The organism is Streptococcus sp. FSL L8-0526 (assembly GCF_038007145.1).
GTDB classification, from domain to species: Bacteria; Bacillota; Bacilli; order Lactobacillales; family Streptococcaceae; genus Streptococcus; species Streptococcus thermophilus.
Window position 1 is genome coordinate 208,034 of record NZ_JBBOWP010000001.1, and the last position, 14,521, is coordinate 222,554.

Genomic DNA, 14,521 nt, shown 5'->3' on the forward strand with positions numbered 1-14,521 from the left:
GCTTTGCACTTTTCTTATGATTTGGCAAAGATAAATACAATTTATCTCGCTTGACTTACTATTATCAGTTGAAACAACTAGATGGGCACGACAAAGATAAAGAGACTAAAGGCGAAATTCAAGAAATTTATTATGAGCATAAAGGAAATTATGGCTATCTCCGAATAACTCTTGATTTGAGGAATTGTGGTTTTGTAGTGAACCAGAAGAAGGTCCAACGTCTGATGAAGCTCCTTGGTTTAAGTTCCCAAATTCGTCGTAAACACAAATATTCTTCATACCAAGGAGAAGTTGGCAAGAAAGCAGATAACCCTTATCCAACGGCAGTTTGAAGCAGCCAACCCAATGGAAAAGTGCTACACAGATGTGACAGAGTTTGCCATTCCAAATAGCACACATAAATTGTATTTATCGCCTGTTTTAGATGGTTTCAACAGCGAAATTATCGCTTATAATCTCTCAACTTCACCAAACTTAGAACAAGTGAAATCTATGTTAGACCAGTCCTTCACAGAGGAGCATTATGAAAATACAATTCTCCATAGTGACCAGGGATGGCAATACCAACATCAGTATTATCATCAATTTTTAGAGGATAAAGGGATCCAACCGTCCATGTCACGTAAGGGAGATAGTCCAGACAATGGTATGATGGAGTCTTTCTTTGGCATTCTTAAGTCTGAGATGTTTTATGGTTACGAGAAGACGTTTCACTCACTTGAGCAATTGGAACAAGCTATTGTAGACTATATTGATTATTACAATAACAAACTAATCAAGGTAAAATTAAAAGGACTTAGTCCTGTGCAACACAGAACTAAATCCTTTGTGTAAATTAATTGTCTAACTTTTTGGGGTCAGTACAGAAGGCTCGGGGTATTAATTATTCTGATTTAATCGCTTCAATCAAAGCCTCAGCTTGATTCTGAAGGCTTTCAAGAACTTCTTCTGTTACTACGAATTTTCCATCTACCCAGGCTGTATTATTTACACGTGTCGCTGTAAAATCACCAACTACTTGGGTACGGATAAATTGTAACAATTCTTTGTAGGCATCAAAAAGTTGATTGTGACCACCATTAGCAACTGATGATACAGTTACAATCTTATCTTGAAGAGCTGATGGTCCTGAAGGATCTGATAGATCAAGGGCACGACTCAACCAGTCAAGCAAATTTTTCACTGGCCCAGGAATTGAAAAATTATAAACCGGTGAGAAAATCCAGATAGCATCAGCAGCCAAGATCTGCTCTCGAACTTCTGTCAAAACAGGAAGAATTGGACTTTCTAAATCCTGATTAAAAACAGGTACTTGACTATATTCAAGATAAGAAACATTAGCTTTACCAGCTAGCATTTTCTCAGCTTCTTCTGCTAATTGGTGGTTAAATGATCCCTTACGAAGAGAACCAACGATAAATAGAATGTTTTTCATGATAAATTTCCTTTGTATTTCTAATAATCATTTTTACTACTACGTAGTAATATAATTGATTTTAGTATAAATATAAAGAAATCTCTGCTCAGACATTCTTAAATTTTTTCAGAAGATCTACCAATTGGGACTGTTCGTCAGGAGACAAAACGGAAAAAGTCTCATCAATTGCTCGCTGATGTGGGGGATTGCTGCTTGGATAATACGGCGTCCCTCATCCGTCAAATCAATCTCAAAAGCACGCTTATCTGTTTGACAGGCTTTTCGTATCAACCAACCCTTTTTCTCCATGTTTTTAATGACGACAGTCATATTACCCGAAGTGGCAAGCATGCAATCAATTAATTCGCCAATCTTCATACGTCCCTTGGCATTAAGCATATCCATGACTCCAAATTGAGTTGGTGTCAAATTAAATTCTTTAAAGGTCTCAGAAACCTTGGCATCGATGGTCCGAAAAGCCTTACGCATAACAACCATACTTTTTACAGCCATGTTTTTATCTAAATCACTCATTTCTAGTCCTTTCCAAATAGATGCTATTTTTAATAATTTACCACAGTTTTTCTAAAAGTGGTGTATAAAAATGAAAAAACAAGAAAAAGAGTTCTGAGATATCTAACCAATATCTCAGAACTCTTTCATTTCTAACTATTACGATTCCAAAAAAGGGCTAATAAGATAACAGCACCTAATACCGAAGGAACTATAGCTGTATCTGCTAGCATTGGTCCCCAATTTCCAAAAAGAAGCTGACCAACAAATGCACCAAGCCATCCTACAAAGGTCTTACCAATGCAACCCATATGTTCTCCTCTATTCGAAATAGCAGAGGCAATAAGGCCAATTAGAAAACCAACTATCATACTTCCAATCATGAGAAATCCTCCACAATACTTAAATCACCCAATCACCATTTCGGAAGATTGGTACACGGCTACCATCATGGTGGATGCCATCAATATTCATTTGATTTGAGCCAATCATAAAATCTACATGTACATTAGAACGGTTAAGACCAGCTGCTTTAAGTTCCTCTTCTGTCATGTCTGCTCCTCCCTCAACACTGGTTGCATAGGCTGCTCCAATAGCTAGGTGGTTGGATGCATTCTCATCAAAGAGGGTATTGAAGAAGGTAATCCCAGATTGTGAAATAGGACTTGGATCTGGTACCAAGGCACATTCACCTAGAGCACGCGCACCATTATTGTTGAAAACGAGATTCTTCATCACTTCCTCACCTTGGTCTGCTGTAATATCTACAATTTCACCATCTTTGAATGTTACTTTGATTCCCTCAATAATATTACCATTATAGCTCAGTGGTTTTGTACTTGAGACATAACCATATGCACGACGGAAATCTGGTGCCGTAAAGACCTCTTCTGTTGGCATATTAGGAAGGAAGCTCTCCCCCTGGGCATTGATTGCACCTGCAGACTCCCAAACGTGGTTTTTCGGCAAACCAAGGGTCAAATCTGTACCTGGTGCTGTATAATGAAGGGCTGAGAATTGTGCTTCATTGAGTATACGTGCTTTAGCATATAAACGATCAGCATGTTCCTTCCAGGCACGTACAGGATCCTTTTCGTAAACACGACAGGTCTTGAAAATTTGGTTCCAAAGTAAATCTACGGCTTCCTCATCACTCGAAGCATTAGGAAAGACCTTCTTAGCCCATTCTTTACCTGCTGCTGCAGCTACTGTCCAACTAACCTTATTAGACTGAGTTGCTACCTGCATAGGTTTAAAGGCCGCTCCAATAGCCTTAGCATGAGCAGATAGACGTTCAGGAGCTACACCATTAAGGGCACCTGGATCAGAAGAACGGACTCCTAAACGACTTGCTTTCTTTTCTAACAAATATTCCATCTCAGCTTTTTTATAAGCTGGAACCTCTTCGATTCGATTCATCTCTGCATGCAAGAAACGCTCGCGATTAATAGTATCATCCGACCATTGAACAATTACCTCAGCTGCTCCTAAAGCATAAGCTTCTTTTACTAAGAGGTGAGCCAGCTCTGCTTGTTCTACATCAATGCTCAAGGCCACTGTGTGACCAGGCTGCACATTAATCCCATTAGCAACCAATAATTTAGCATATTTCTCAAGATTTTCTTTAAAATTTGGTAAAACCATGATTAACTCCTTGAAACTGTAATTTTCTATCAGTATACCATAAGACGAAGAAAAAAGTTTTCTATCAGCTTTGGCTTTTTATCATCACATACAGATACCTAAACAAAAAGAGAACGGAGACTGACTCCATTCTCTCAACGTTGATGACAATACACTTTAGCTATTAAAAGAAATCATCAAAAAGACTTAACTGATTATCTTCTGGCATATTTCCTAGAATGCCCATTTCATCTAATTTTTCAACCAAGGTTGATGATAGGCCTCCTCGTTTACGCAATTCTGTTTTGGAGAGGAATTCCCCTTCTTCACGCGCAGCAACCAATTGCTTCGCAACGTTTTCACCCAAACCTTCAAGTGCGATAAACGGAGGAATCAAGGTATCTCCTTCAATCAAAAATTCAGTCGCCTGACTCTTATAAAGATCTAACTGGCCAAAAGTAAAGCCACGCTCTAACATTTCATTGACAATTTCAAGCGTTGTAAACAAGTCATTTTCAAGATTAGTCGCTTCATTTCGTTGGCGCTTCTCCTTAATATCTTCCATTCGAGCTTTAACAGCATCGAGCCCTGCAGACATCGTCTTAAGCTCAAATGCTTTGGCTCGAATCGAGAAGTAAGCACAATAGTAATAAATAGGATAGTGCACCTTGAAATAAGCTACGCGAAGGGCCATCATAACGTAGGCAGCCGCATGGGCTTTAGGGAACATGTACTTGATTTTACCACAAGATTCAATATACCAGTCCGGAACATTATTTTCACGCATGGCTTGAATATAACCATTTCGCTCTTCTTCAGAAATTTTCAACCACATTCCCTTACGCACACGTTCCATAATGGTAAAGGCCATCTTAGGATCTAACCCTGCATGCATTAGGTATACCATGATATCGTCACGACAACCGATAACTGTTTTCAGGGTGGCAATACCTTCCTTAATCAAATTTTGTGCATTACCCAACCAAACATCTGTACCATGGGATAAACCAGATAACTGTAAGAGTTCCGCAAAGGTCGTCGGATGCGTCTCTTCGACCATACCACGAACAAAGTTAGTCCCAAACTCAGGGATTCCCAACACGCCCGTTGAGGTCCCAATTTGTTCAGGCATTACCCCTAAAACCTCAGTCCCTGAAAAAAGTTTCATCACATCCGGATCATCTGCTCGAATATCCTTTGGATTAATTCCTGATAGGTCCTGTAACTTACGAATCATAGTCGGATCATCATGTCCCAGAATATCTAGCTTCAACACGTTCTCATCGATATCGTGGAAGTTAAAGTGAGTTGTCTGCCAAGCAGCAGTTACATCATCAGCCGGATATTGAACAGGTGTAAAATCATAGACATCCATATAATTTGGAATAACAACGATACCACCTGGGTGCTGACCTGTATTTCGCTTAACCCCAGCAACACCCATAGCCAAACGATCAACCTCAGCATCACGATAGAACTTATTGTAATCACGTTCGTAACCCTTGACAAAGCCATAAGCTGTCCGATCTGCAACAGTACCTACCGTTCCAGCACGGAAGGCATATTGTTCTCCAAAAATATCACGTACATCCAAGTGAGCCGACGGCTGATCATCTCCTGAGAAGTTCAAATCAATATCAGGAACCTTATCCCCATCAAAACCGAGGAAGGTCTCGAAAGGAATATCCTGACCATCTTTTTTATACTCAGTTCCACATTCTGGACACTCCTTATCAGGCAAATCAAAGCCAGAGCCATAAGAACCATCCGTGATAAACTCTGAGTGTTGGCATTTAGGACATAAATAATGAGGTGGCATGGGATTTACCTCAGTAATTCCAATCATTGTTGCAACAAGACTAGAGCCAACAGACCCCCGAGAGCCAACCAGGTAGCCACGTTCATTTGAACGGTTCACCAGCATCTGCGATGCCAGATATATTACGGCAAATCCATTACCAAGAATTGAGGACAACTCTTTCTCAATCCGCAAGTCAATAATATCAGGTAAAGGAGTACCATAAAGCTCAAATGCTTTAGCATAAGTCATCTCTGCAACCCGTTCTTCTGCACGATCAATATAAGGTGTATACAAGTCTTTTTTGACGACTTCAACCTCTTCGATTCGATTTGCCATAGCTTGTGTATTAGCTACAACAATCTCATAGGCTAAGTCTTTCCCCAAAAAGGCAAATTCGTCTAGCATCTCATTGGTTGTTCTAAAATGAGCTTCCGGTAGAGGAGCAGGTTGAGCGTTTTCCCCCTTACCAATTGGCCTATTGATCATAGCTCCTTGTCCCAAAGCACGAACAATGATTTCACGATAAATAGCATCTTCAGGATTGATATAATGTACATTTCCCGTAGCAAGCACAGGCTTATCAAGACGATTAGCAACTTCAATCAAATCCCAAATAAGTTGTTCTATAGCTCTCTCATCCTTGATTAAATCCTTTGCAATCAATGGCGCATAAATCGCTGGTGGCATAACTTCAATAAAATCATAGTATTTAGCAACTTCAACTGCCTTATCAATACCATGAGATAAGAGAGTATCAAAAACTTCACCATCTGAACATGCGGAACCGACTATGATTCCCTCACGATACTCATCTAAAACCTTACGAGGAATACGGGCTACTCCTTCAAAATATGAGACATTTGATAGGCTTACCAATTTAAAGATATTCTTCAAACCCGTTTGATTCTGAACATATAGCGTCGCATGTTTGACACGAGACTTCTTATACGAATCATCAGAGACCAATTCTGTGTTCAACTGTTCCAGATTAGTCAATCCATGCTTTTCGAATACATCTTTAATGAAAATAAACAACAAACGACCTGTTGCTTCCGCATCATAGTTGGCCATGTGGTGGTGGTCCAAGGCAACACCAAAACGCTTTGTCAAAGGACCCAAACCATGACGTTTATACTCAGGATAAAGATTCCGTGCAAATTCTAAAGTATCAATAACCGGTTGTGAGATTGTCGGTAACTGATGTCTTTCATAATTGGCATTCATAAACCCAACGTCAAAGGTCGCATTGTGGGCGACTAGCACAGCTCCTTTACAGAATTCTTGAAACTCCTGTAAAACTTGCACTAAAGGTTTGGCACCTTTAACATGATTATCAGTAATACCAGTCAATTCAGTCGTAAACGCAGAAAGCGGATATCCTGGATCAATGAATTCATCAAATTGCTCAACAATATTACCTTTATGCATTTTTGATGCCGCAATCTGGATCAAATCATTATGAATAGCAGACAAACCTGTTGTTTCTACGTCGAATACAACATAAGTTGCTTCTTTTAATTCCAAATTTTCGGAATTATAAACAATAGGAACTTTGTCCTCAACAAGATTGGCTTCAAGACCAAAAATCGCCTTAATTCCAGCTTTCTTAGCTTTATGGTAGCCATGAGGAAAACTTTGAACATTTGCATGATCTGTTATCGCAACTGCTGGATGTCCCCAAAAAGCCGCTGTATCGATGAGCTCTTCAACTGTTGGTATAGCATCCATAGTTGACATGTTAGTATGAGCATGAAATTCAACTCGCTTCTGTCCCTCGGGCATCAAATCCTTACGAGGAGTATGAGAAATTTCCTTAATATCTTGTACATTCATAGTCAAACTATGTGTAAAAGGATTATTCTCAATACGACCTCGAACTCTTACCCAGTTTCCTTTTTTAATCATACCGAACTTAACAAGTTCTTCGCTATCCTTCACCCAACGTTGCATAGCAAAACTAGAGGTATAATCAGTTACCTTAAAATTTATTATAATCCTACCTGTTTTCGTTTCACGTTTCTCCACATCAAAAATATATCCTTCAAAAACAATCCTATTTTCTTCAGAATTGACTTCAATCATTGGAGTAATCTCAGCCTTATCAAAGCTTGCAACTCGTTGACTTTGTTTCTCATCAAAATTTTGGGCCTGATGCTTCTGAGGTGGTGGTACCGGCGAACTTTGAACAATTGATTGAAGGGCTTGTCTAGCTTGAGATTCTGCTTTTTCTTGTAAGGAGATCTTATTTGTCTCGTAAGCCTCTTCAAGAGAGGATGAAGCTTCTTTATCCTCAAGAACCGAAATAGAAACATTAGATAAACCAACATTCGAAAGAGCATCAGCAATCAGGTCTATAAATCTCTTATGTAAATTCTCTCTAAGGATATGCGCAGGAGCCTTAACAGAAATACTATTATTAGAAATCTCAATCCCCAAATTGGAGAATAGGGAATAGATTGAAACGTGTGATGATTTTAAAATATCTAAAGCATATGAAAAATAAGCTTCAAGTAAAGATTGATCACAAGAAATATCTTCTACATTAATCATATATGAAACTTTAGCTCCTAAAGAATCAAAAGAAGAATGAAGCAGATTATCAAAAAGAGTGAAAGTGTCATATGACAGTAGACTTCTGAAAGAAAAAACAAAAAACCACTGACGTTTTGATTTAGATAGCTTTACTGATTCAATAGAACCACTTTTAATTTCATTATAAGCTTCCTCATTCTGTGGAAAATGAATTTGTTTTAAAAGAAGCTTAAATTTATCAGACATAAAAAATAACTCCTATATACAAAAAAACACTCCTTATGGAGTGCAACTTATACCGGCGGCCGGGGTCGAACCGGCACGTCCTTGCGGACACTGGATTTTGAGTCCAGCGCGTCTGCCAATTCCGCCACGCCGGCAAAGTTTTACTGGGGTAGCTGGATTCGAACCAACGCATGAGGGAGTCAAAGTCCCTTGCCTTACCGCTTGGCTATACCCCAAAAATAGGCGAATGAGGGGAATCGAACCCCCGAATGTCAGAGCCACAATCTGATGTGTTAACCACTTCACCACATTCGCCACCTTATTAACACGGGCAGTAGGAATTGAACCCACACTGAAGGTTTTGGAGACCTTAGTTCTACCTTTAAACTATGCCCGTAACTATGGAAGGGGAGGGATTCGAACCCCCGAACCCGAAGGAGCGGATTTACAGTCCGCCGCGTTTAGCCTCTTCGCTACCCTTCCAAAATATAAATAAATGGCGCGAGACGGAATCGAACCGCCGACACATGGAGCTTCAATCCATTGCTCTACCAACTGAGCTACCGAGCCATATTGCGGGAGCAGGATTTGAACCTACGACCTTCGGGTTATGAGCCCGACGAGCTACCTAGCTGCTCCATCCCGCGTTAATTAAAAGGAGGATGTGGGATTCGAACCCACGCACGCTTTTACACGCCTGACGGTTTTCAAGACCGTTCCCTTCAGCCGGACTTGGGTAATCCTCCATAAAATATAGTCCGTACGGGATTCGAACCCGTGTTACCGCCGTGAAAAGGCGGTGTCTTAACCCCTTGACCAACGGACCATATAATGGGCACGAGTGGAATCGAACCACCGACCTCACGCTTATCAGGCGTGCGCTCTAACCATCTGAGCTACGCGCCCAAGCTAAATGCTTGGATATTTGTTTCCAAATAAAGCGGGTGACGAGAATCGAACTCGCGACAACAGCTTGGAAGGCTGTAGTTTTACCACTAAACTACACCCGCTAAATGGGAGTTAACGGGATCGAACCGCTGACCCTCTGCTTGTAAGGCAGATGCTCTCCCAGCTGAGCTAAACTCCCTTTTTGCTAAGCGACTACCGTATCTAACAGGGGGAAACCCCCAACTACATCAGGCGTACTAGGGCTTAACTTCTGTGTTCGGCATGGGAACAGGTGTATCTCCTAGGCTATCGTCACTTAACTCTGAGTATTCTCAACTCAAAATTGAATATCTATACTGTATCAAGAAACCAAATCGTTGTCAATATATCTCAGTTACTTTCGTTGGATAAGTCCTCGAGCTATTAGTATTAGTCCGCTACATGTGTCACCACACTTCCACTTCTAACCTATCAACCTGATCATCTCTCAGGGCTCTTACTGATATAAAATCATGGGAAATCTCATCTTGAGGTGGGCTTCACACTTAGATGCTTTCAGCGTTTATCCCTTCCCTACATAGCTACCCAGCGATGCTCTTGGCAGAACAACTGGTACACCAGCGGTAAGTCCACTCCGGTCCTCTCGTACTAGGAGCAGATCCTCTCAAATTTCCTACGCCCGCGACGGATAGGGACCGAACTGTCTCACGACGTTCTGAACCCAGCTCGCGTGCCGCTTTAATGGGCGAACAGCCCAACCCTTGGGACCGACTACAGCCCCAGGATGCGACGAGCCGACATCGAGGTGCCAAACCTCCCCGTCGATGTGAACTCTTGGGGGAGATAAGCCTGTTATCCCCAGGGTAGCTTTTATCCGTTGAGCGATGGCCCTTCCATACGGAACCACCGGATCACTAAGCCCGACTTTCGTCCCTGCTCGAGTTGTAGCTCTCGCAGTCAAGCTCCCTTATACCTTTACACTCTGCGAATGATTTCCAACCATTCTGAGGGAACCTTTGGGCGCCTCCGTTACCTTTTAGGAGGCGACCGCCCCAGTCAAACTGCCCGTCAGACACTGTCCCCGATAGGGATAACCTATCTGGGTTAGAGTAGCCATAACACAAGGGTAGTATCCCAACAACGCCTCACTCGAAACTGGCGTCCCGAGGTCATAGGCTCCTACCTATCCTGTACATGTGGTACAGATACTCAATATCAAACTGCAGTAAAGCTCCATGGGGTCTTTCCGTCCTGTCGCGGGTAACCTGCATCTTCACAGGTACTAAAATTTCACCGAGTCTCTCGTTGAGACAGTGCCCAAATCATTACGCCTTTCGTGCGGGTCGGAACTTACCCGACAAGGAATTTCGCTACCTTAGGACCGTTATAGTTACGGCCGCCGTTTACTGGGGCTTCAATTCATGCCTTCGCTTACGCTAAGCACTCCTCTTAACCTTCCAGCACCGGGCAGGCGTCACCCCCTATACATCATCTTACGATTTAGCAGAGAGCTGTGTTTTTGATAAACAGTTGCTTGGGCCTTTTCACTGCGGCTGACCATCAGTCAGCGCCCCTTCTCCCGAAGTTACGGGGCCATTTTGCCGAGTTCCTTAACGAGAGTTCTCTCGCTCACCTGAGGCTACTCGCCTCGACTACCTGTGTCGGTTTGCGGTACGGGTAGAGTATAATTAACGCTAGAAGCTTTTCTCGGCAGTGTGACATCACTAACTTCGCTACTAAACTTCGCTCCCCATCACAGCTCAATGTTAAAGATATAAGCATTTGACTCATATCACACCTCACTGCTTGGCCAGACACTTCCAATCGTCTGGTTTAGTTAGCCTACTGCGTCCCTCCATCACTATATACTCTAGTACAGGAATATCAACCTGTTGTCCATCGGATACACCTTTCGGTCTCTCCTTAGGTCCCGACTAACCCAGGGCGGACGAGCCTTCCCCTGGAAACCTTAGTCTTACGGTGGACAGGATTCTCACCTGTCTTTCGCTACTCATACCGGCATTCTCACTTCTATGCGCTCCAGCACTCCTCACGGTACACCTTCTTCGCACATAGAACGCTCTCCTACCATACCTATAAAGGTATCCACAGCTTCGGTAATATGTTTTAGCCCCGGTACATTTTCGGCGCAGGGTCACTCGACTAGTGAGCTATTACGCACTCTTTGAATGAATAGCTGCTTCTAAGCTAACATCCTAGTTGTCTGTGCAACCCCACATCCTTTTCCACTTAACATATATTTTGGGACCTTAGCTGGTGGTCTGGGCTGTTTCCCTTTCGACTACGGATCTTAGCACTCGCAGTCTGACTGCCGATTATATCTCATTGGCATTCGGAGTTTATCTGAGATTGGTAATCCGGGATGGACCCCTCACCCAAACAGTGCTCTACCTCCAAGAGACTTAACATCGACGCTAGCCCTAAAGCTATTTCGGAGAGAACCAGCTATCTCCAAGTTCGTTTGGAATTTCTCCGCTACCCACAAGTCATCCAAGCACTTTTCAACGTGCACTGGTTCGGTCCTCCAGTGAGTTTTACCTCACCTTCAACCTGCTCATGGGTAGGTCACATGGTTTCGGGTCTACGACATGATACTAATGCGCCCTATTAAGACTCGGTTTCCCTACGGCTCCGTCTCTTCAACTTAACCTCGCATCATATCGTAACTCGCCGGTTCATTCTACAAAAGGCACGCTCTCACCCATTAACGGGCTCGAACTTGTTGTAGGCACACGGTTTCAGGTTCTATTTCACTCCCCTCCCGGGGTGCTTTTCACCTTTCCCTCACGGTACTGGTTCACTATCGGTCACTAGAGAGTATTTAGGGTTGGGAGATGGTCCTCCCAGATTCCAACGAGATTTCTCGTGTCTCGCCGTACTCAGGATACTGCTAGGTATAAAGACTATTTCGAATACGAGGCTATTACTCTCTTTGGCCTACCTTCCCAGGTAGTTCTTCTATAATCTTTAAGTCCACGTTGCAGTCCTACAACCCCGAAGAGTAAACTCTTCGGTTTGCCCTCTTGCCGTTTCGCTCGCCGCTACTAAGGCAATCGCTTTTGCTTTCTCTTCCTACAGCTACTTAGATGTTTCAGTTCACTGCGTCTTCCTCTACATTACCTTAACAGTAATGAGTGACAGGCATTACCTGCCGGGTTTCCCCATTCGGACATCTCTGGATCATTGCTCACTTACAGCTCCCCAAAGCATTTCGTCGTTAGTCACGTCCTTCATCGGCTTCTAGTGCCAAGGCATCCACCGTGCGCCCTTATTAACTTAACCTTATTTTTGGCCTTTCGACCTAACTCATTAAATATTCACAGCGTTTCGGTTTATTTTCTTGTTACTATCTATATGTAATTACTTACATATGGAATTTGATATAGATATTCAATTTTCAATGGACAATACTTGAATCTTTCGATTCAATGGAGCCTAGCGGGATCGAACCGCTGACCTCCTGCGTGCAAAGCAGGCGCTCTCCCAGCTGAGCTAAGGCCCCACAAGACCTCTCAAAACTAAATAAGAAACTCAAGTACATTCCGTTTTTCCTTAGAAAGGAGGTGATCCAGCCGCACCTTCCGATACGGCTACCTTGTTACGACTTCACCCCAATCATCTGTCCCACCTTAGGCGGCTGGCTCCAAAAGGTTACCTCACCGACTTCGGGTGTTACAAACTCTCGTGGTGTGACGGGCGGTGTGTACAAGGCCCGGGAACGTATTCACCGCGGCGTGCTGATCCGCGATTACTAGCGATTCCGACTTCATGTAGGCGAGTTGCAGCCTACAATCCGAACTGAGATTGGCTTTAAGAGATTAGCTCGCCGTCACCGACTCGCAACTCGTTGTACCAACCATTGTAGCACGTGTGTAGCCCAGGTCATAAGGGGCATGATGATTTGACGTCATCCCCACCTTCCTCCGGTTTATTACCGGCAGTCTCGCTAGAGTGCCCAACTGAATGATGGCAACTAACAATAAGGGTTGCGCTCGTTGCGGGACTTAACCCAACATCTCACGACACGAGCTGACGACAACCATGCACCACCTGTCACCGATGTACCGAAGTAACTTTCTATCTCTAGAAATAGCATCGGGATGTCAAGACCTGGTAAGGTTCTTCGCGTTGCTTCGAATTAAACCACATGCTCCACCGCTTGTGCGGGCCCCCGTCAATTCCTTTGAGTTTCAACCTTGCGGTCGTACTCCCCAGGCGGAGTGCTTAATGCGTTAGCTACGGCACTGAATCCCGGAAAGGATCCAACACCTAGCACTCATCGTTTACGGCGTGGACTACCAGGGTATCTAATCCTGTTCGCTCCCCACGCTTTCGAGCCTCAGCGTCAGTTACAGACCAGAGAGCCGCTTTCGCCACCGGTGTTCCTCCATATATCTACGCATTTCACCGCTACACATGGAATTCCACTCTCCCCTTCTGCACTCAAGTTTGACAGTTTCCAAAGCGAACTATGGTTGAGCCACAGCCTTTAACTTCAGACTTATCAAACCGCCTGCGCTCGCTTTACGCCCAATAAATCCGGACAACGCTCGGGACCTACGTATTACCGCGGCTGCTGGCACGTAGTTAGCCGTCCCTTTCTGGTAAGCTACCGTCACAGTGTGAACTTTCCACTCTCACACCCGTTCTTGACTTACAACAGAGCTTTACGATCCGAAAACCTTCTTCACTCACGCGGCGTTGCTCGGTCAGGGTTGCCCCCATTGCCGAAGATTCCCTACTGCTGCCTCCCGTAGGAGTCTGGGCCGTGTCTCAGTCCCAGTGTGGCCGATCACCCTCTCAGGTCGGCTATGTATCGTCGCCTAGGTGAGCCATTACCTCACCTACTAGCTAATACAACGCAGGTCCATCTTGTAGTGGAGCAATTGCCCCTTTCAAATAAATGACATGTGTCATCCATTGTTATGCGGTATTAGCTATCGTTTCCAATAGTTATCCCCCGCTACAAGGCAGGTTACCTACGCGTTACTCACCCGTTCGCAACTCATCCAAGAAGAGCAAGCTCCTCTCTTCAGCGTTCTACTTGCATGTATTAGGCACGCCGCCAGCGTTCGTCCTGAGCCAGGATCAAACTCTCATTAATACTTTAATAATTGTTCGAGCGTTAACTCATTACCGTCGTCTGACGATTTATTCTTGTAAATTGACAGGTTATAATTCTTCTATCATAACCCTGCACTTGGTTTCTTATTCAGTTCTCAAAGGTCTTTGCCTCTCTTGAGACAACTTCTATATTCTAGCAAAGATAGAACATCTTGTCAACACTTTTTTTGAAGTTTTTTTCTCTTCTTCGTGCTGGCCGTCTCTCACGAAACAGCTTTTTTATATTATCATCCCTTCTTAAACTTGTCAATAGCTTTTTTAAAAGTTTTGGAACCTTTTTTATTGCTGAACAAGTTATTTTGGACTTTACTAGTTTATCAAGTTTGTGTAATAAAGTCAACAAATTCTTCTTTTTAAAAAACAAAAAGAAGATAATA

The 14,521-nt window shown here is 43.2% G+C and carries 4 protein-coding genes, 13 tRNA genes, 3 rRNA genes and 2 pseudogenes; 1 reads left to right on the top strand and 21 read right to left on the bottom strand.

Annotated features, from left to right (window positions below):
• Nucleotides 1-41 precede the first annotated feature (41 nt).
• Nucleotides 42-834: pseudogene (locus NSQ85_RS01080) on the top strand (IS3 family transposase); the annotation flags it as partial.
• Between the two features lie 49 nt (nt 835-883).
• On the opposite strand, the gene NSQ85_RS01085 reads toward NSQ85_RS01080, so the two are convergent.
• From NSQ85_RS01085 to NSQ85_RS01185, 21 genes and pseudogenes are all read right to left on the bottom strand, one after another.
• Nucleotides 884-1,435 carry an NAD(P)H-dependent oxidoreductase gene (locus tag NSQ85_RS01085; RefSeq protein WP_179974152.1) on the bottom strand — a complete coding sequence of 184 codons (552 nt, stop codon included), beginning with the start codon at nt 1,433-1,435 and terminating at the stop codon, nt 884-886.
• 88 nt (nt 1,436-1,523) lie between these two features.
• Nucleotides 1,524-1,951: pseudogene (locus tag NSQ85_RS01090) on the bottom strand (MarR family winged helix-turn-helix transcriptional regulator).
• A gap of 131 nt (nt 1,952-2,082) precedes the next feature.
• Nucleotides 2,083-2,313 carry a GlsB/YeaQ/YmgE family stress response membrane protein gene (locus NSQ85_RS01095; RefSeq protein ID WP_002886331.1) on the bottom strand — a complete coding sequence of 77 codons (231 nt, stop codon included), beginning with the start codon at nt 2,311-2,313 and terminating at the stop codon, nt 2,083-2,085.
• A 19-nt stretch (nt 2,314-2,332) separates the two neighbouring features.
• The gene (locus NSQ85_RS01100) at nt 2,333-3,574 is read right to left on the bottom strand and encodes an aminopeptidase (protein ID WP_340780951.1); all 1,242 of its coding nucleotides are present in this window, start codon (nt 3,572-3,574) and stop codon (nt 2,333-2,335) included.
• A 163-nt stretch (nt 3,575-3,737) separates the two neighbouring features.
• On the bottom strand, nt 3,738-8,132 hold the full coding sequence (locus NSQ85_RS01105) for a PolC-type DNA polymerase III (protein WP_340780953.1): 4,395 nt from the start codon (nt 8,130-8,132) through the stop codon (nt 3,738-3,740).
• A 50-nt stretch (nt 8,133-8,182) separates the two neighbouring features.
• A tRNA-Leu gene (locus NSQ85_RS01110) sits at nt 8,183-8,266 on the bottom strand.
• Nucleotides 8,267-8,275: 9 nt separating this feature from the next.
• Nucleotides 8,276-8,347, bottom strand: a tRNA-Gln gene (locus tag NSQ85_RS01115).
• 6 nt (nt 8,348-8,353) lie between these two features.
• Nucleotides 8,354-8,426, bottom strand: a tRNA-His gene (locus tag NSQ85_RS01120).
• 11 nt (nt 8,427-8,437) lie between these two features.
• Nucleotides 8,438-8,508, bottom strand: a tRNA-Trp gene (locus NSQ85_RS01125).
• A gap of 5 nt (nt 8,509-8,513) precedes the next feature.
• A tRNA-Tyr gene (locus NSQ85_RS01130) sits at nt 8,514-8,594 on the bottom strand.
• A gap of 14 nt (nt 8,595-8,608) precedes the next feature.
• Nucleotides 8,609-8,681: transfer RNA gene (locus NSQ85_RS01135), tRNA-Phe, on the bottom strand.
• 3 nt (nt 8,682-8,684) lie between these two features.
• Nucleotides 8,685-8,758: transfer RNA gene (locus NSQ85_RS01140), tRNA-Met, on the bottom strand.
• A 9-nt stretch (nt 8,759-8,767) separates the two neighbouring features.
• Nucleotides 8,768-8,857: transfer RNA gene (locus tag NSQ85_RS01145), tRNA-Ser, on the bottom strand.
• Nucleotides 8,858-8,865: 8 nt separating this feature from the next.
• Nucleotides 8,866-8,937: transfer RNA gene (locus NSQ85_RS01150), tRNA-Glu, on the bottom strand.
• A 6-nt stretch (nt 8,938-8,943) separates the two neighbouring features.
• A tRNA-Ile gene (locus tag NSQ85_RS01155) sits at nt 8,944-9,017 on the bottom strand.
• Between the two features lie 33 nt (nt 9,018-9,050).
• Nucleotides 9,051-9,121, bottom strand: a tRNA-Gly gene (locus NSQ85_RS01160).
• A gap of 4 nt (nt 9,122-9,125) precedes the next feature.
• A tRNA-Val gene (locus tag NSQ85_RS01165) sits at nt 9,126-9,198 on the bottom strand.
• 5 nt (nt 9,199-9,203) lie between these two features.
• A 5S ribosomal RNA gene (rrf, locus tag NSQ85_RS01170) occupies nt 9,204-9,319 on the bottom strand.
• An 83-nt stretch (nt 9,320-9,402) separates the two neighbouring features.
• A 23S ribosomal RNA gene (locus NSQ85_RS01175) occupies nt 9,403-12,302 on the bottom strand.
• A 147-nt stretch (nt 12,303-12,449) separates the two neighbouring features.
• A tRNA-Ala gene (locus tag NSQ85_RS01180) sits at nt 12,450-12,522 on the bottom strand.
• A 54-nt stretch (nt 12,523-12,576) separates the two neighbouring features.
• A 16S ribosomal RNA gene (locus NSQ85_RS01185) occupies nt 12,577-14,124 on the bottom strand.
• The 16S, 23S and 5S rRNA genes sit together here with 13 tRNA genes alongside, the layout of an rRNA operon.
• Nucleotides 14,125-14,521 lie beyond the last annotated feature (397 nt).

Coding starts and splice junctions, on each gene's coding strand:
- NSQ85_RS01085 (WP_179974152.1), bottom strand. CDS start 1,435: ATGAAAAACATTCTATTTATCGTTGGTTCTCTTCGTAAGGGATCATTT.
- NSQ85_RS01095 (WP_002886331.1), bottom strand. CDS start 2,313: ATGATTGGAAGTATGATAGTTGGTTTTCTAATTGGCCTTATTGCCTCT.
- NSQ85_RS01100 (WP_340780951.1), bottom strand. CDS start 3,574: ATGGTTTTACCAAATTTTAAAGAAAATCTTGAGAAATATGCTAAATTA.
- NSQ85_RS01105 (WP_340780953.1), bottom strand. CDS start 8,132: ATGTCTGATAAATTTAAGCTTCTTTTAAAACAAATTCATTTTCCACAG.